This window comes from Aquihabitans sp. G128, assembly GCF_019048865.1.
Lineage (GTDB): Bacteria > Actinomycetota > Acidimicrobiia > Acidimicrobiales > Iamiaceae > Aquihabitans.
In genome coordinates this window covers 3,504,517-3,519,594 of the sequence record NZ_CP077604.1, presented here as the reverse complement: position 1 = coordinate 3,519,594, position 15,078 = coordinate 3,504,517, and the positions used below count along the sequence as shown (strand labels likewise).

The 15,078-nt window shown below is 74.4% G+C and carries 17 protein-coding genes and 2 tRNA genes; 12 read left to right on the top strand and 7 right to left on the bottom strand.

Features of this window, described 5'->3' with window-relative positions; translation table 11 throughout:
• Window positions 1–21: 21 nt before the first annotated feature.
• Both KSP35_RS16825 and KSP35_RS16820 read left to right on the top strand, forming a co-directional pair.
• Window positions 22–1,128: an ATP-dependent DNA ligase gene (locus KSP35_RS16825; protein WP_216996967.1), complete on the top strand. Its 1,107-nt coding sequence runs from the start codon at window positions 22–24 to the stop codon at window positions 1,126–1,128.
• Window positions 1,125–2,657, top strand: coding sequence for a M1 family metallopeptidase (locus tag KSP35_RS16820; protein WP_216996966.1), 1,533 nt, complete (start codon window positions 1,125–1,127; stop codon window positions 2,655–2,657). Before KSP35_RS16825 ends, KSP35_RS16820 begins: the two co-directional genes overlap by 4 nt.
• Here the strand turns inward: KSP35_RS16820 and KSP35_RS16815 are convergent, their stop codons facing one another.
• The gene (locus KSP35_RS16815; RefSeq protein ID WP_216996965.1) at window positions 2,658–3,227 is read right to left on the bottom strand and encodes a GNAT family N-acetyltransferase; all 570 of its coding nucleotides are present in this window, start codon (window positions 3,225–3,227) and stop codon (window positions 2,658–2,660) included.
• 150 nt (window positions 3,228–3,377) lie between these two features.
• Here KSP35_RS16815 and KSP35_RS16810 point away from each other — a divergent pair.
• The 5 genes from KSP35_RS16810 (at window position 3,378) to KSP35_RS16790 (ending at window position 7,024) form a co-directional block, all read left to right on the top strand.
• Window positions 3,378–3,452 (top strand) — tRNA-Asp (locus tag KSP35_RS16810).
• Between the two features lie 40 nt (window positions 3,453–3,492).
• Window positions 3,493–3,568: transfer RNA gene (locus tag KSP35_RS16805), tRNA-Phe, on the top strand.
• Window positions 3,569–3,898: 330 nt separating this feature from the next.
• Window positions 3,899–4,225 (top strand): sigma factor-like helix-turn-helix DNA-binding protein, encoded by a 327-nt coding sequence (locus tag KSP35_RS16800; RefSeq protein WP_254126812.1) that lies wholly within the window; start codon window positions 3,899–3,901, stop codon window positions 4,223–4,225.
• Window positions 4,218–5,591 (top strand): hypothetical protein, encoded by a 1,374-nt coding sequence (locus tag KSP35_RS16795; RefSeq protein ID WP_216996963.1) that lies wholly within the window; start codon window positions 4,218–4,220, stop codon window positions 5,589–5,591. Before KSP35_RS16800 ends, KSP35_RS16795 begins: the two co-directional genes overlap by 8 nt.
• A 110-nt stretch (window positions 5,592–5,701) precedes the next feature.
• Window positions 5,702–7,024, top strand: coding sequence for an HNH endonuclease signature motif containing protein (locus tag KSP35_RS16790; RefSeq protein ID WP_216996962.1), 1,323 nt, complete (start codon window positions 5,702–5,704; stop codon window positions 7,022–7,024).
• A gap of 595 nt (window positions 7,025–7,619) precedes the next feature.
• On the opposite strand, the gene KSP35_RS16785 is transcribed toward KSP35_RS16790, so the two are convergent.
• The 3 genes from KSP35_RS16785 to KSP35_RS16775 all read right to left on the bottom strand — a co-directional run bounded on the left by KSP35_RS16785 (window position 7,620) and on the right by KSP35_RS16775 (window position 10,439).
• Window positions 7,620–9,359, bottom strand: coding sequence for an alkaline phosphatase (locus KSP35_RS16785; protein WP_216996961.1), 1,740 nt, complete (start codon window positions 9,357–9,359; stop codon window positions 7,620–7,622).
• A gap of 98 nt (window positions 9,360–9,457) precedes the next feature.
• Window positions 9,458–10,102, bottom strand: a complete 645-nt coding sequence (locus tag KSP35_RS16780) for a nitroreductase family protein (RefSeq protein WP_216996960.1) — start codon at window positions 10,100–10,102, stop codon at window positions 9,458–9,460.
• Between the two features lie 28 nt (window positions 10,103–10,130).
• Complete coding sequence (locus KSP35_RS16775; RefSeq protein ID WP_216996959.1) at window positions 10,131–10,439, bottom strand: glutaredoxin domain-containing protein; 309 nt, start codon at window positions 10,437–10,439, stop codon at window positions 10,131–10,133.
• 116 nt (window positions 10,440–10,555) lie between these two features.
• On the opposite strand from KSP35_RS16775, the gene KSP35_RS16770 reads away from it, so the two are divergent.
• The 3 genes from KSP35_RS16770 to KSP35_RS16760 all read left to right on the top strand — a co-directional run bounded on the left by KSP35_RS16770 (window position 10,556) and on the right by KSP35_RS16760 (window position 12,499).
• Window positions 10,556–11,116: a cysteine hydrolase family protein gene (locus tag KSP35_RS16770; RefSeq protein ID WP_216996958.1), complete on the top strand. Its 561-nt coding sequence runs from the start codon at window positions 10,556–10,558 to the stop codon at window positions 11,114–11,116.
• Between the two features lie 76 nt (window positions 11,117–11,192).
• Window positions 11,193–11,834 (top strand): PaaI family thioesterase, encoded by a 642-nt coding sequence (locus KSP35_RS16765; protein WP_216996957.1) that lies wholly within the window; start codon window positions 11,193–11,195, stop codon window positions 11,832–11,834.
• A gap of 53 nt (window positions 11,835–11,887) precedes the next feature.
• Window positions 11,888–12,499, top strand: a complete 612-nt coding sequence (locus KSP35_RS16760) for a Rho termination factor N-terminal domain-containing protein (protein ID WP_216996956.1) — start codon at window positions 11,888–11,890, stop codon at window positions 12,497–12,499.
• A 3-nt stretch (window positions 12,500–12,502) separates the two neighbouring features.
• Here the strand turns inward: KSP35_RS16760 and KSP35_RS16755 are convergent, their stop codons facing one another.
• The gene (locus KSP35_RS16755; protein WP_216996955.1) at window positions 12,503–13,006 is read right to left on the bottom strand and encodes a DUF3253 domain-containing protein; all 504 of its coding nucleotides are present in this window, start codon (window positions 13,004–13,006) and stop codon (window positions 12,503–12,505) included.
• Window positions 13,003–13,248: a hypothetical protein gene (locus KSP35_RS16750; protein WP_216996954.1), complete on the bottom strand. Its 246-nt coding sequence runs from the start codon at window positions 13,246–13,248 to the stop codon at window positions 13,003–13,005. Before KSP35_RS16750 ends, KSP35_RS16755 begins: the two co-directional genes overlap by 4 nt.
• A 149-nt stretch (window positions 13,249–13,397) precedes the next feature.
• Here KSP35_RS16750 and hisE point away from each other — a divergent pair, with 149 nt between their 5' ends.
• A complete protein-coding gene (hisE, locus tag KSP35_RS16745) occupies window positions 13,398–13,682 on the top strand; it encodes a phosphoribosyl-ATP diphosphatase (RefSeq protein WP_216996953.1) in 285 nt (94 codons plus the stop codon).
• Window positions 13,679–14,518 carry an ATP phosphoribosyltransferase gene (hisG, locus tag KSP35_RS16740; RefSeq protein ID WP_216996952.1) on the top strand — a complete coding sequence of 280 codons (840 nt, stop codon included), beginning with the start codon at window positions 13,679–13,681 and terminating at the stop codon, window positions 14,516–14,518. Before hisE ends, hisG begins: the two co-directional genes overlap by 4 nt.
• 26 nt (window positions 14,519–14,544) lie before the next feature.
• Here hisG and KSP35_RS16735 read toward each other — a convergent pair whose 3' ends face one another.
• Window positions 14,545–15,036 (bottom strand): DUF1772 domain-containing protein, encoded by a 492-nt coding sequence (locus KSP35_RS16735; protein ID WP_216996951.1) that lies wholly within the window; start codon window positions 15,034–15,036, stop codon window positions 14,545–14,547.
• Window positions 15,037–15,078 lie beyond the last annotated feature (42 nt).

Sequence of the window (15,078 nt, the reverse complement as noted above, 5' to 3'; positions counted from 1 at the left end):
GCCGGGGCCTACGCTCGCCCGATGGACCTGCCGGTGATGCCCCCGCTGCTGCCCATGTTGGCCAAGTCCACCCCGGAGCTGCCCGAGGCGCCGGAGGGCGAGTACTGGTTCGAGCCCAAGTGGGACGGGTTCCGCTGCATCGTCTTCCGCGACGGCGACGACATCGAGCTCGGGTCGCGCAACGAGAAGCCGCTCACCCGCTACTTCCCCGAGCTGCTCGAGCCGCTGCGCGCCGCGCTGCCCGACCGCTGCGTGGTCGACGGCGAGGTGGTGGTGGCCGGGCCGAACGGCCTCGACTTCGACGCCCTCCAGCAGCGCATCCACCCCGCCAAGTCCCGCGTCGACCTCCTGGCCGGCGAGACCCCGGCGTCGTTCGTGGCGTTCGACCTCCTCGCCCTCGACGACCGTTCGCTCCTGGAGGTACCTCTCGCCGAGCGCCGCGCCCTCCTGGAGCAGGCGCTCGACGGGGCCGACGCCCCCGTCCACCTCACGCCGGGCACGTTCGACCGGGCCCGGGCCACCGACTGGTTCTCGCGCTTCGAGGGCGCCGGCCTCGACGGCGTCATGGCCAAGAAGGCCGACGGCACCTACCTCCCGAACAAGCGGGCCCAGCTCAAGGTCAAGCACCTGCGCACCGCCGACTGCGTGGTGGCCGGCTTCCGCGAGCACAAGAGCGGCGACGGCCCGGGCTCGCTGATGCTCGGCCTCTACGACGACGAGGGCCGCCTCCACAACCTGGGCGTGGCGTCGAGCTTCTCCGCCGCCCGCCGGGCCGAGCTGCGCGACGAGCTGGCGCCGTACGTGACCACCGACTTCTCGTCGCACCCGTGGGGGCAATGGATGGACGAGGCCGCCCACGCGTCGAACGAGACCGGGCGGCTGCCCGGCGCGGTGTCGCGCTGGAACGCCAAGAAGGACCTGTCGTTCACGCTGCTGCGCCCCGAGCTGGTGACCGAGGTGGCCTACGAGCGCGTCGACAACGGCCGCTTCCGCCACACGGCCCGCTTCCAGCGCTGGCGCACCGACAAGGAGCCCGAGGCCTGCACCTTCGAGCAGCTCGAGGTGGTGCCCCCGATCGAGCTGTCGCTGGCCCTCAGCGGCGACCGAGACCGCGACACCACGGCGTGACCAGGCTCGGGCGGGCGCGGGCGATGGGGCTGGCGGTGCTGGCCGTCGCCCTGCTGGGCGGGGGCGCCGCCGCGTGCACCACCAGCGGCAGCGACGCCTCGCCGCCCACCACCGGCGACCGGTCGACCACCACCTCCTCCGCCCGGCCGAGCACCACCACCACCGAGGCACCGACCACCACCACGTTCCCCGGCCAGGCGCCGGCCGACGTCGCTCCGGCCGACCCCAAGGTGGCCGACGTCGCCGACCCGGTGTTCGACGGCTTGGGCGACCCGCGCATCGACGTGTCGCACTACGCGGTGGAGGTCACCGCCGACCCGTCGAAGCCCGGCATCTCCGGCACGGTGGCCATCACCCTCCAGCCCCGCACGGCCAAGGCCCTGAAGTCGTTCACGCTCGACCTCAAGGGGCCCGAGGTCTCCGAGGCCACCATCGGGAAGCAGGCGGCGAAGGTCTCCGTCGACGGCGACCAGATCACCGTGACCCCGGCCAAGGCCCTGCGCCCGGGCAAGGAGGTGACCCTGGAGCTGCGCTACGCCGGCACCCCCGAGCCCGGCGAGTTCCCCGCCCTCGGGGTCCCGGTGGGCTGGCAGGCCGACAGCCTCGGCGGCTGGTTCACCATGTCCGAGCCCAGCGGCACGTCCACCTGGGTCCCGGTCAACGACCACCCGTCGGACAAGGCCACCTGGACCATCACCCTCGACACGCCCAAGGCGGTCACCGGCATCGCCAACGGCCGGCTGACGTCGAGCAAGGTCGTGGGCGACCGCCGCCAGTGGGTGTGGACCACCGACCACCCCATGGCGTCGTACCTCGTGCTGGCCGCCATGGGCGACTACGACCTGGTGCAGCGCGAGGGCCCGGGCGACGTGCAGGTGGTGTTCGCCTTCCCCAAGGGCGTGCCGGAGGCGTCCCGCAAGGGCTTCGACGAGCTCGACGCCATCCTCGCCTTCTACAGCGACACCTTCGGCGCCTACCCCGACGACGACGCCGGGGCCATCGTCGTGGCCACCTCCCTGGGCCTGGCGCTGGAGACCCAGACCCGGCCGCTGTTCGGCCTCGACGCCGTGGGCGATGGCAAGACGTGGGCCCTGGCCCACGAGGTGGCCCACCAGTGGTTCGGCGACGCGGTCAGCCCCGAGCGCTGGAGCGACCTCTGGCTCAACGAGGGCTTCGCCACCTACGCCGACTGGCTCTACCGCGCCCACCTCGGCGAGGACATCGACGTGCTCGCCAGCGCCGATGCCGGCCGCGAGCCGAGCGGCCTCGCGGTCACCGATCCCCAGGCCGCCGCCACCTTTGACGGCTCGGTCTACGAGGGCGGCGCCCGCGCCTTGCACGCCCTGCGCCGCACCATCGGCGACGATGCCTTCTTCGAGGTCCTGCGGACCTGGTTCGCCGAGCACGACGGCGGCAACGCCACCACCGCCGAGTTCGAGGCCCTCGCCGAGCAGGTCAGCGGCAAGGACCTGAAGGCCTTCTTCACCGCCTGGCTCGACGCCCCCAAGCAGCCCCAGATGCCCGGCTAGCTACTCCTCCACCAGGGCGAAGGCGGGCGGGTAGGCGATGCGGCCCCGCAGCCGCGGGTCGGGGGTGGCGAGGACGGCGACCTGGGCGGCCTCGGGCGGGGCCCACGACGGGAGGTCGATGGCGATGCCGTGCGGTCCCGACGCCTCGAACCCCAGCCGGGAGTAGTAGCCGGGGTCGCCCTCCAGGACCACCAGGGCGTGGCCGGCCGCGCCGGCACGGGCCAGCACCTCGCGCACCAACGCCGAGCCGATGCCCACGGCCTGGTGGTCCGGACGCACCGACAGCGGCGAGAGCGACGGGACGGTGCGGGTCACGCCGTCGTCGCCCACCAGGCCGACCCCGCTGATCATCACGTGGCCCACGACCTCGGCGCCGTCGACCGCCACCACCGAGAGCTCGGGCTCGAAGGCCGGCGAGGCACGGATGGCCGCCACCAGCGCGGCGTGGGGGGCACTGGCGAAGGCCGCCTCCACCACCGCTGAGATCCCGTCGACGTCGGTCGGCCGCTCGGTGCGCAGCACCACCCCCGGGGGCAGGGGGCGGACGGGGGTGCGATCGCTGCCGGTCATTCAGGGGGGACGCTACGGGGGCACCGGTTCGGCCGGCCCGGGAGTTCCGGGGCCGGGTTCCCGTTTGCGGCTCGCGGACGGGGACCGGTAGGTTGCCCCTCGCCCCGGAAACGGGGAAGGGCCCCACCGACCTCGGTCGATGGGCTCCGTGGTCCCGTGGTGCAGTTTGGAGTGCACGCCGGCCTGTCAAGCCGGAGGTCGCGGGTTCAAATCCCGTCGGGACCGCTCTGGCGGTCGGATTCGTCCGACCGCCGGGCAACCCCACGGTCGGGTAGCTCAGTTGGCAGAGCGATCGCCTGAAAAGCGATAGGTCACCGGATCGACGCCGGTTCCGACCACCAGGGTGTTTGCACCGGGCCGGCCCCCAGGGCCGGCCCGGTGTCGTTCCTGCGCTCGGGTGTCTCATCGCTGGCGGTCATGGCCTCCCGACGCTGGCCGGCTGCCGGGTGGAACCGTACGTAGGGTCGCGTCGTCCGGAGGGGTGGTGCGCGAACTTCCTGGTGGCTTCGAGGCGGTCTGGCGGGACCAGCGCGACCACCTGTGGCGCGTGGCCTGGCTGGTGTGCGGTGACGCCGACCTGGCAGACGATGTCGTGGCCGCCGCCGTGGCGCGCGTGGCGAGGATGGGACCGGCGTCCCGTCCGCGATCCCGCCGCCTACCTCCGTCGTGCCGTGGTCAACGAGGCCAAGGACCGCTTCCGCAGCCGCGGCCGCGATCGGCGCTGGACCGGCCGGCGCACCGGCGAGGGCCGGGGCCAGGGCACCGTGGAGGACGAGGCGGCGGATCGGGTGGCGCTCGCCGAGGCCCTCGGTCGCCTGCCGGTGGCTCAGCGGGCCGTGGTCGTGCTCCGCTACTGGGCCGACCTGTCCGAGGCCGCCACCGCCGAAGCGCTGGGCATCAGCCCCGGCACGGTCAAGTCCCGAGGCAGTCGCGCCCTGGCCGCGCTCGCCGTCGACCTCAGCCCCGATGCCGTCGAGAAGGAGCCGTTCGATGCCTGACCGAGAGCCCAGCACCCCGTTCGAGGACCGCCTGCGCGGCGAGCTCGCCGACCTGGCCGCCATGCCGGATGCGGCCGCCCGGCGGGCCCGGGTGGATGCGCTCGTGGAGCATCGCCGCGGCGAGCTGGCGCAGCGCCGCCACTTCCTGCTGGGCGCCGCCGCGCCCACGGTCGCGGTGGGCGCCGGCACGGCGTGGGCCCTGGCTCGGGCCGACGGCAGCTCCAGCCAGCGCCGCATCGACGCCACCCCGGCTTTCCGGCCCGACGGTGCGCCCCGCGCTGCGTGGCACCGCATCGGCGCCGCGCCGCTGTCGGAGCGGTTCGGCACCACCTCGGTCTGGGCGGGTGACCGCCTCCTCGCGTGGAGCGGGTCCAGCGATGCGCTCGGCGAGAGCGGTGGCCACCCGCCGAGCGGAGCGGCGTGGCTCCCCTCGACGGGTCGCTGGCAGGCGATGGCCGACGCGCCGGCCGGTGCGGTGGCGGGCGGCTTCGGCGTGTGGGACGGCCAGGAGGTGTTCCTCGGCCTGCTCGAGCCCGACTCCGCGGCGCCGTGGAAGGCCAGCGAGACCAACCCCCTCTACGGGATCGCCGCCTACGCCCCGGCCACCGACACGTGGCGCTACGTGGCGAGCGTCGGACAGGTCCAGGAGGGGTTGCGGGGAGCTGCCCAGCAGGCCGTGGTGGCCGACGGGGGCCTGGTGGTGGCCGGCCGGAGCACGGCGTCGCCGACCGGACGTCACGACCCGGGGCTGGACGCGTTCCGGGTCGACACCCGCACCGGCGCCGCCACCGCGATCGCCCCTGGTCCCTACGCCGCCTCTCCCTACGACGACGGTTCCGGGTCGATCGACCTCACGGTGGCGGCTGACCGGCTGGTGGCCACCACCAACTGGGACGGGCGACCGTGGGTCCTCGACCCAGGCGCAGGATCGTGGCGTCAGGTGGAGGCGCCGCCCGGCTCGCGGGCGCTGCACCTCCTGCCGGGGGTCGCCGGCGGGTCGGTGGTCTACTTCCAGGAGAGCGACCGAGAGGCGTGGCACGCCTTGGACGTCGCCGACGGCGGGCCGTCGCCGTGGCGCTCGGTGGCCCCGAACCCGGTCGCCCGGGCTCGCTGGGGCTACCCGCCGGTCTGGAGCGGGGCGGAGCTGTTCGTGCCCGGCGCCGCCTACGACCCGGAGGCCGACCGGTGGAGGGCCGTGCCGGCCCCGCCGCGGGGCCAGGGGCGCCAGCGCGAGCTGCAGAGCTGCTGGGCCGACGGCGGCCTGCTCCTCTTCGGCGGCGAGGAGTACGACTGCCCGGACGACGCCCGGTGCGACCGCGCTTCGGGCCCCGACGCCCTCGACGGCTGGTTGCTAACCGATCCGTAGGCCGTGCCACGACCCACGCCCGCCGCAAGCCCTGGCAGAAGGGTCAAAAGATCTTCACAGGCCTGCAAGAAGCACGGAACGTTGTCAGACCCCCTGCGTAGGGTCGAACCATGGCCTCGAAGGTGCAGGACCGTGCGACAGCAGGAGCGATCGATCAGATCGCCGCTGGCTTCGCCGCGCTGTCGGTGGCGGGGGTCGAGCCGGTCGATGCCGTCGATGCGGTGCGGTGCACCCGGGAGCTGGAGGTGCTGGTGCGCTTGGCGCAGGCCGCCCAGATCGACCTCGTGGATCGGGTGGAGCGGCGGGGCCTGCACCGCGTCGATGGCCACGGCACCGTGCGGGTGTGGTTGCGCCACAACGCCCGCCTGTCCGATGCCGAGGCCCGACGGCGCGCCCAGGCGGCCCGGGCGCTGCGGGACCTGCCCGCGGTGCGTGAAGGGTTCGCGTCGGGCCGCATCGGGTTCTGCCACCTCGGCGCCATCGCCCGGGCCCACGCCAACGAACGGGTCCGCGCCGAGCTGTGCGAGCTCGACGAGCACCTCGCCGTGCTCGGCGAGCGGCTCGCCTACGACGAGCTCGACCGCAAGCTCCTCGACTGGGTCCGCCTCACCGACGAAGACGGCACCCGCAGCGCCGATGAGCGCAACCACCAGCAGCGCGACGCCAAGCTGATCCAGCTCCCGGACCTGTCCTGGCGGCTCACCGCTCGCTTCGGTTCGCTGCAGGGCGCCCGCCTGCGCGCCGTGCTCGACGCCGCCATCGACGCCGAGAGCGCGCTCGACTGGGAGAAGGCCCGCGCCGAGCACGGCGACGCCGCCACCGTCGAGGACCTGGCCCGCACCGACGCCCACCGCCGCGCCGACGCCGAGGCCCACCTCCACGACCTCGCCGCCGCCGGGCTCACCGCCGAGACCGGCACCACGGTCACGACCGACCTCGTCATCGACCACGAGACCTTCACCCGCGAAGCCACCCGCCTCGCCGGCACCGACCCCGAACCCCGCCGAGACCCGCTCGACCTCGACCTCGCCACGGCATCGGGCCGCTACCGGTGCCACACCGAACAGGGCTACCCCGTCGAGGCCACCGCTGCGGTCGCCGTCGCCCTGCTCGGCCGGATCCGGCGCGTCGTGCTTGGCGCCGACGGGGTGGTGGTCGACGTCGGGCGCCGGGTCCGGCTCTTCACCGGTCCCGCCCAGCTCGCCGCCACCATCGCCCACCGCCACTGCTACTGGCCCGGCTGCCAGACCCCGGTCCACCACTGCCAGACCGATCACCTCCAACCCTGGGCCGCCGGCGGCAGAACCAGCCCCGACAACGGGGCACCCGCCTGCGGGAGGCACAACCGACGCAAGGAGCACGGCTACACCGTCCGCCGCGACGAACACGGCCAGCTCCACACCCACCGCCCCGACGGCACCGAGATCGAATGACCCCGGCGCCCCCGGGCGCGGCCGCAGTCTGGTTCAGGCCTTGCCCCACGCGGAGCAGGGCGATGGCGTCGGCCCGGGTGGCCTGGCCCCCTTGTCCTGCCACCACGAGCTGGACCGAGAACACGTCGTCGTCCACCAGCACGGCCACCTCGTCGTCATCGGCGATGGCGCCCGGCAGGTCGGCGAGCGGCTCGAGGCCGGCCGCGCGGAGGACCTCCCACCCGGCCGGGCCCTGGTGGGCGAAGGCGATGGCCACCCGACCGGGGTCATCGATGGAAGCGAACGTGCAACGGTCGGCCACCGACGCCGGCTCGCCCAACCCGTCCAAGCCCGTGGCCTGGGTGATGGCTGCACGATCGGGCACGCCCACGCACGGGTCGAGCGAAGACGCGGCCGCCGTCTGGTCGGCCGCTCCCCCGCTCGGCGACCCACTGCTGCCGCACGCCCCCAGGGCCACGCTCACGACGGCGAGCACGCCCGCCACCGCCACCTTGGCCCTCCACGACCCGCTGCGCTCCCTCACACCGCACAGAACGCGCCGGGACCTCGATCATGACGAGCACGCGTCCCGCGGGCCGCCGCCGGCGGTGTTCGGTCAGCCGGTGTAGCTGGGGGCGCCGGCCACGGGGGCGGCTGGGACGGCGGTGCCGGGCCCGGGCTCGCCGGGCACGGTGGTGGTGGGCGGGGCGGGGTCGACGGCGGGGCGGGGCAGGAAGCCGGTGCCCTCGACCTGGCGGACGACGGCGCTGCCCCGGTCGACCTCGAAGCGGGCCAGCACGGCGGAGGGCGCGTCCGGGACGGTGATGCTCTCGGGGCTGATGTAGCTGACGCTGGCCCCGGAAGATGTGAGGTCGATCAGGCCGTAGCCGTGCGTGGTGACCTCGATGTAGCGCAGGTGGTACGGGTTGGCCTTGGCCACCACCGGGCGGATGAGGTCGTTGCCGGGCAGGCCGGGCTCCTCGCCGGCGTTGGCGGAGGTCACCGAGCTGCCGGCGAACTCGGCCAGCACCGGGATCGACGCCGGGTCGTCCCAGTCCTGGGGCAGCTCCGAGGTGGTCCAGAAGTGGGCATCGCCGGCGATGGCCAGCACGTCGTCGACCCCGGCGTCGACGAGGTGGTCCACCAGCTCGCGGCGCTCGGCCTGGTAGCCGTCCCAGCCGATCAGGTTCACGTAGCGGCCGGCGTTGCGCTGGGGCCCGTCGCCGGCGGCTGCCTGCACGTCGGGCAGGAGCTGCGAGCGCAGGGGCGAGAACACCAGCTGGCTGCCGAGGATCTTCCACGCCGCGGACGAGCCCGCCAGGCTGTCCTGGAGCCACGCCTTCTGGGCGGCGCCCAGCATGGTGCGGCCCTCGGCCACCACCAGGGGCTGCTCGACGGTGGTGGTGCCCAGGGCGTTGGGGCCGCTCTCGGCGATCGGGTCGCGGTACTGGCGCTCGTCGAGCAGGAACAGCTCGCACAGGTCGCCGAGGGCGAAGGAGCGGTACTGGCGGTTCGGCTCCTCGTCGTTGCGGCGCACGGGCATCTGCTCGAAGAACGCCGAGCGGGCGCCGGGCCCGGCCGGGTCCGACGGCTGGCTGAAGCCGTCGTGGTTGTCGAAGATCGCCACCATCGGGAAGGCGGCGTGCATGGCCTGGAGGTCGAGGTCGGTCCGGTAGAGGTGGTACTGCCGACGGAAGTCCTCGTGCGTGACGGTCTCGGCCTCGGGGTCCACGCGGCCGGCGACCGTCACGTCGTCGGCGGGACCGGCCTCGTAGACGTAGTCACCGAGGCAGATCACCAGGTCGACGTCGGTGGCCGGGTCGAGGGCGCGAGCCGCGAGGTCGGCGTGGGCGTCGAAGTAGCCGTGCACGTAGCGCTGGCACGAGAAGTAGGCGATGCGCAGGTGGTCGACCTGGCCCACCGGCAAGGTCCGGGTGCGGCCGACGGGGCTGGCCGTGCCGGCGACGTCGAAGCGGTACCAGTAGGTGGTCCCGGGCGCGAGGCCGGTGACCTCGGCGTGCACGGTGTGGTCCGCAGTGGGCACGGTGGGCGCGCTGCCCGAGGCGACGATGGACCCGGCTGGGAACGCCGGGTCCGACGCGACCTGCCACCCGACCGTCGTCCCCGCTCCGGCGACGACGGGATCGATGCGGGTCCAGAGGACGATGCCGGAGCTGGTGGGATCGCCCGAGACCACACCCGCGGGGTACGCCGGGACCGGCACGTAGGCCCGGCCGGTGGCGACGGAGGTGGGCAGCGGGCGGGCGCCGACCAGGCCCGAGAGCAGCGGAGACGCCGCGACCGACGCCCCCACCCCGACCGTCGCACCGAGCTGGAGAAAGCGTCGTCGTTCCACGGCCGAAGGCTGCTGCTCCCGGGCGACGCCCAGGTGACCGGACGGTGGTCGCCGGGTGTCGGCCCGGTGATCGTTGGGCGACGGGCGTGGCCCGGGACCTACCAGGTGTTCCAGTGGGTGAGGTCGGTGGCGGGGAGGCGGCTGGCGGGCTTGAAGTCGGTGCCCTTGGTGTAGGCGATGGGGAACAGGCCGGCCTGCGTGCAGGTCTCGTAGGGGATGCCCAGCAGCTCGGCCACCTCGCGCTCGCGGACGAGGTGGAGGGTGGTCCAGGCCGAGCCGAGGCCACGGGCGCGCAGGGCCAGCATGAAGCTCCACACCGCCGGGAGCAGCGAGCCCCAGTAGCCGGCGTGGGCGATGGACGGCGCGCCCTCGGGCACCCGGCCGACCTGGCACGGGATCAACATGGCCGGTACCTCGTGGAAGTGGTCCCGGAGGTACTTGGCCGAGGCGGAGACCGCCTCCTGGCGCTGGCCGCGTGGGTCGGTGCCGTCGTAGCTGGCGCCCTTGCCGGCGAAGTAGGGGTCGAAGCCGGCGGCGTAGTGCTCGGCGATCTGGGCCTTCAGGTCCGGGTCGGTCACCACCACGAACTGCCAGCCCTGCGAGTTCGAGCCCGTGGGCGCCTGGATGGCCAGCTCGAGGCACTCCTCGATGACCTCCCGCTCCACCGGCCGCTCGAGGTCGAGGCGCTTGCGCACCGATCGGGTGGTGGAGAGCAGCTGGTCGGGGGTGAGCTCGAGGTCCATGCGACGACGGTACGCCGCTCCGGCTCGCTCAGCGGCGGCGGCGCAGGCGACGGCCGCCAGGCTGCTCGGTGGCCACCAGGCCGGCCTGCTCGGCCAGCCCGACGACGGTGCGGGCCGAGGGGTTCACCAGGACGGTGTCGCCGATGGCCACGGTCGGCACGGTCTCGTTGCCGTCGGCGTGGCGGCGCACGAACGCCGCGTGCTCGCCGTCCTTCCAAATGTTGCGCTCGTCGAGCGGCAGGCCGCTCGACCGCAGGCGCCGCAGCAGCGAGCTGCAGTACGGGCACCCCGGCCGCCAGTAGACCTGGATCGCCTCGACGGGCGCAGCGTCAGCCATGGGCCCCAGCCTGCCGCGGCAGCGACCGGATCCGGCGCAGGGCTCGGTGCCGGAGCGCCTCGGCGGGGACGCGTACCGTGGGCGGGCACCCACCCCCGAGGTCAGGACCCCCCCGCATGACCACCCTCGAAGACCGTCCCAACACCGCACTGCTCGTCGTCGACGTCCAGCAGGGCGTCGTCGAGGGCAACCACGAGCGAGACGCCGTGGTCGCCAACGTCGGCACCCTCGTCGACCGAGCCCGCCAGGAGCAGGTGCCCGTCGTCTGGGTGCAGCACGAGGGCCGGGGCACCGAGGAGGGCAGCGACGGCTGGCAGATCGTGCCCGAGCTGGCGCCCGACGCGGCCGAGGCCCGGGTGCGCAAGCGCTACGGCGACGCCTTCGAGGACACCGACCTCGAAGGCGTGCTGGCCGACCGGTCCGTGGGCCGGCTCGTGGTGGTGGGCGCCCAGACCGGCGCGTGCATCCGCTCGACCCTGCACGGCGCGCTGGCCCGGGGCTACGACGCCACGCTGGTCACCGACGCCCACACCACCGAGGACCTCACCGAGTGGGGTGCCCCGCCGCCGGACCAGGTGATCGCCCACACCAACCTCTACTGGTCGTTCACCTCGGCGCCCGGCCGCACGACCGAGACGGTCGAGACCGCCGAGGTGGACTTCGGCCCGCTCAGCTAGCTCCGCGCAGCGACCCCTCGGAGCGACCTGGGACCCGCGCCGACCGAGCGGGTGCCTCTGGCATGCTGCGGCCACCATGGACGAGCACCCCACCGACCGCGCCGAGCGGCAGGCCCTGGCCGACGAGACCCGACGGCTGCTGGCCGCCATCCGCACCACCGTCGTGGCCGGCGACGACCTCGAGCGAGCCGCTGCGCTGGTGCAGGAGGCCGCTGCGGTGCTGGAGCTCGGCGCGCCGCGGCGCCCGCTCTGGCACACCGGGTTGGACCGCCTCGAGCAGTTCTCGCCGTCCACCGACCCGGCGGAGATCTTCCCCTTCTCGCCGGCCATGGGCCCGCTGAACCCGATGGCCCCGCGCGTGCAGCTGGACGTGGGCGACGACCGCGTGGTGCGCGGCGAGGTCACCTTCGCCGAGGCCCACAACGGCCCGCCCTGGGACCTGGCCCACGGCGGCGTCATCGCCCTCGTCTACGACGAGCTGCTGGGCATGGCGGCCATGGTCGGCGCCGGCGGTGGCTTCACCGCCAACCTCACCGTCGAGTACCGCAAGACCACGCCGGTCCTCGCCCCGGTGCAGCTGACGGCTTGGCTGGGCGAGCACGAGGGCCGGAAGTTCACCGCCCACGGGGAGATGCGCCACGAGGGCGAGCTGCTCACCGAGGCTCGCGGCCTCTTCATCGCGCCCCGGAGCCTGCCGGGCCCGTTCGGCGTGGGCTGACGGTCAGCCGCCACACCCGGTCTGGCCCCAGGGGTGCCGGGTACCCCCCGACCATGGCTCCTTCCCCGACCGACCGCCCCCAGCGCTTCCCCTTCGCCATCGACGGCACCTACCGCCTGCCCGCCCGGGCCTTCGGCGTGCACCACGGCACCGCCTGGGTCGAGGTCGGCGAGCACACCCTGGAGGCCCGCTTCGGGCCCTGGCGGGTCCGGACGCCGTTGAGCAACATCGCCGGCGTCGAGACCAGCGGCCCGTACGCGCTGGCCCGCACCATCGGGCCGGCCCACCTGTCCTTCGCCGACCGTGGCCTCACCTTCGCCACCAACGGCGACCGCGGGGTCTGCCTCCGCTTCACCGAGCCGGTGACCGGCATCGACCCGCTCGGCCTCCTGCGCCACCCGGGCCTCACGGTCACCGTCGCCGATCCCGACGGGCTCGCGGCGCTCCTGCGCGGCGACGGCGCCCGCAACGACGACCTCGAGGAGGAGCGAGAGGAGCAGGCCGCCGAGGACCACCTCCACACCATGACCGCCGCTGAGCTGCGCGCCCTGGCCGACGAGCGGGGCATCGCCCACGCGTCGTCGCTCAAGAAGGCCGACCTGGTCGAGCTCCTGGAGACCGACCTGGGCGACGACCTCGTCGAGGAGCTCGCCCCCGAGCGCTGAGGCTCAGGCCCGGGCGCGGCGGATGCGCACCGGGCCCTTCCACGGCTCCGCGGCGTCGATCACCTCGCCCTTCTGCAGCACCTCGACCTCGCCGTCGGCGGCCAGCCCACGGACCACGTCGCGCACGAGGTCCATGTGCTCGCGCCACGCCTCGCCGCCCACGGCCCGAGCGGCATCGGACGGGCAGGTGGTGCCATCGGGCGCGCGGTGGTCGGCCAGGGCGAGGACCGCAGCGCCGAAGCGCTCCCGCCGGCCGTCGGCCGAGGGCTCCTCCCACCACGGCTCCCCCCGCTCGCCGAGGGCGACCTTGGCGTGCTGCACCCGCTGGCGCGCCGCGGCCTCGGCGCCCTCGTCGCCCGCCCGCTTCGCCGCCCCCACGGCCCGGCGGGCGTCCATCAGCGACCCCACCAGCTCCGCTCGCAGCGCGCCGGGTATCGACGGGTCGCTCGCCCGCCACCGCCGGCCGTCCACCACGATCCACCGGCCGTCGGCCGTCCGCTCGGTCACCGGTCGCGGAGCCACGCCGTGGTCCCCGGCGCCATGCGGGAGAACTTGGGGTCGTCCGCCAGCGGCCCCACCAGCAGCGGGGTCTCGGGCGGCAGCAGGTCCTTGAGGCCGTGGTACACCGCCGAGCGGCCGGCCTCGCTGTCGACCAGGAGCAGCCCGGGCTGCAGGACGGCCACGTCCGACCACGGCCCGCCGACCGGCGCAGCCACCGATCCCGAGCCCTCCCACGCGACGTACAGCACGGGTGGCCCACTACCCGGCCACCTGCGGGCCACCCCGGGTTCGGCCGGGGCACCGGTTGTTCGGTTGCACCGGAAAGGACGGGACGAGTAGCAACGACGGACGGGCTCGTGCGCACGGGCCCGCAGAACCGCGCTGAGGAGTGCCCCCGATGGAAGCAACGGTCCACGAGCTCGAGGGCGTGCTGCGTGCCCGCCACGAGCAGCGCCCGGAGGGCTCCTACACCGCCACGCTCTTCGCCGACCGCGACCTCGTCGAGCGCAAGATCATGGAAGAGGCCTTCGAGACCTGCCTCGAGCTGGGCAAGCCCACCGTCGACACCGAGCGCCTGGTGTCGGAGTCGGCCGACCTCGTCTTCCACCTGATGGTCGGCCTCACGGCGTGCGGCGTGTCGCTCGAAGACGTGTTCGCCGAGCTGGGCCGGCGGCGAGCGTGATCCCCACCCGCGTCGCCATCCCCTCGCGCGGCCGCCTGCGCGACTTCGTCCTCGCCCTGCTCGACGACGCCGGCTTCCGGACCTCGTCGTTCCGGGGCACCGGCGCCCGGGCCGTCATCGGCGGCCTGGAGCTGGTGGAGATGCGTCCCCGCGACGCCGCCGCCTGGCTCGGCACCGGCCGGGTCGACGCCGCCTTCATCTCCACCGACCTCGTGCTCGAGGAGGACCTCGGGCACCTGCCGGCCATCGACCTGGGCGCCGCCCGGTCCGACCTCGTGGTCGCCAGCCGCGACGACGACGGCCGCACCGACGCCACCGACCTGGGCGGGGCCATCGTGGCCACCCACCTCCCGGTCATCACCGGCAAGTGGTTCGCCGAGCGCGGCATCGACGTGAAGGTGGTCGCCATGGGCGGCGCCCTCGAGGGCGTGTGCGCCGCCGGCCTGGCCGACGCCATCGTCGACCTGCGCGAGACCGGCAGCAGCCTGGCCCAGAACCGCCTGCGGGTGCTCGACGAGATGGCGAGCTGCCAGGCCCTGTTCGTCCACGACGGCGCCGACGGGCTGGCCGAGTTCGAGCTGCGCCTGCGCGCCGTGCTCGACGCCCGCCGCCACCGCTACGTGATGTTCCACCTCGACCCCGCCAAGGTCCACAAGCTCACCGAGCTGTTCCCGGGGCTGGCGGCGCCCACCATGCTGCCGCTGGCCGAGCGCGACGACCTCGTTGCCGTGCACATCGTCACCGACGCCGCGACCTTCTGGAGCCGCTTGCAGGAGCTGCGCGACCTCGGCGCCTCGGGCATCGTGGCGCTCCCCCCGGACGCCCTCGTCAGCTGACCGCCGGCCCGCCGCCGCGGCTCGGCTCAACCGGCCCGGAGGCCGAGGGTGAAGGCGACGGCGGCGCCCAGCGACGTGAGGGTGCGGACGTGGTTGCCCAGGGTCCAGGGGCCGGCGTAGCGGGCCCAGGTGCGGGCGGCGTCGACCTTGGAGGGGTCGACCAGCAGGAGGGCGTCGTTGCGGGGGACGTGGAAGCCGACGGTCACCGCCACGCCGGCGAGGTAGAGGGCGCTGCCCACCAGGCGGTGGGTGCTGCCGGGTTGGCCCCACTGGGCGATGGCGGTGCCGCCCACGGCGACGCAGACCGCGGCGGTGCCGAAGATGGCGGTCATGAACGCCGCCGACGGCGCGGCGCGGTTGATGGCGTTCATGGCCTCGATGGCCCGGGCAGGCGGCAGCTCGTCGAGGGCGTGCATCACGAACGACGAGAAGGCGAAGAAGGCCCCGCCCACGAGGCCGGTGCCGATGGCGGCGGTGGTGGTCAGGGTGACGAGGGTGGAGCTGGTCTCGGAGGTCATGGGAGCAGTGGACCTCACGGCATCGAGACGGTCCATGGCTCA

Coding starts and splice junctions, on each gene's coding strand:
- KSP35_RS16825 (WP_216996967.1), top strand. CDS start 22: ATGGACCTGCCGGTGATGCCCCCGCTGCTGCCCATGTTGGCCAAGTCC.
- KSP35_RS16815 (WP_216996965.1), bottom strand. CDS start 3,227: ATGACCGGCAGCGATCGCACCCCCGTCCGCCCCCTGCCCCCGGGGGTG.
- KSP35_RS16795 (WP_216996963.1), top strand. CDS start 4,218: ATGCCTGACCGAGAGCCCAGCACCCCGTTCGAGGACCGCCTGCGCGGC.
- KSP35_RS16790 (WP_216996962.1), top strand. CDS start 5,702: ATGGCCTCGAAGGTGCAGGACCGTGCGACAGCAGGAGCGATCGATCAG.
- KSP35_RS16780 (WP_216996960.1), bottom strand. CDS start 10,102: ATGGACCTCGAGCTCACCCCCGACCAGCTGCTCTCCACCACCCGATCG.
- KSP35_RS16775 (WP_216996959.1), bottom strand. CDS start 10,439: ATGGCTGACGCTGCGCCCGTCGAGGCGATCCAGGTCTACTGGCGGCCG.
- KSP35_RS16770 (WP_216996958.1), top strand. CDS start 10,556: ATGACCACCCTCGAAGACCGTCCCAACACCGCACTGCTCGTCGTCGAC.
- KSP35_RS16765 (WP_216996957.1), top strand. CDS start 11,193: ATGGACGAGCACCCCACCGACCGCGCCGAGCGGCAGGCCCTGGCCGAC.
- KSP35_RS16760 (WP_216996956.1), top strand. CDS start 11,888: ATGGCTCCTTCCCCGACCGACCGCCCCCAGCGCTTCCCCTTCGCCATC.
- hisE (WP_216996953.1), top strand. CDS start 13,398: ATGGAAGCAACGGTCCACGAGCTCGAGGGCGTGCTGCGTGCCCGCCAC.
- KSP35_RS16735 (WP_216996951.1), bottom strand. CDS start 15,036: ATGACCTCCGAGACCAGCTCCACCCTCGTCACCCTGACCACCACCGCC.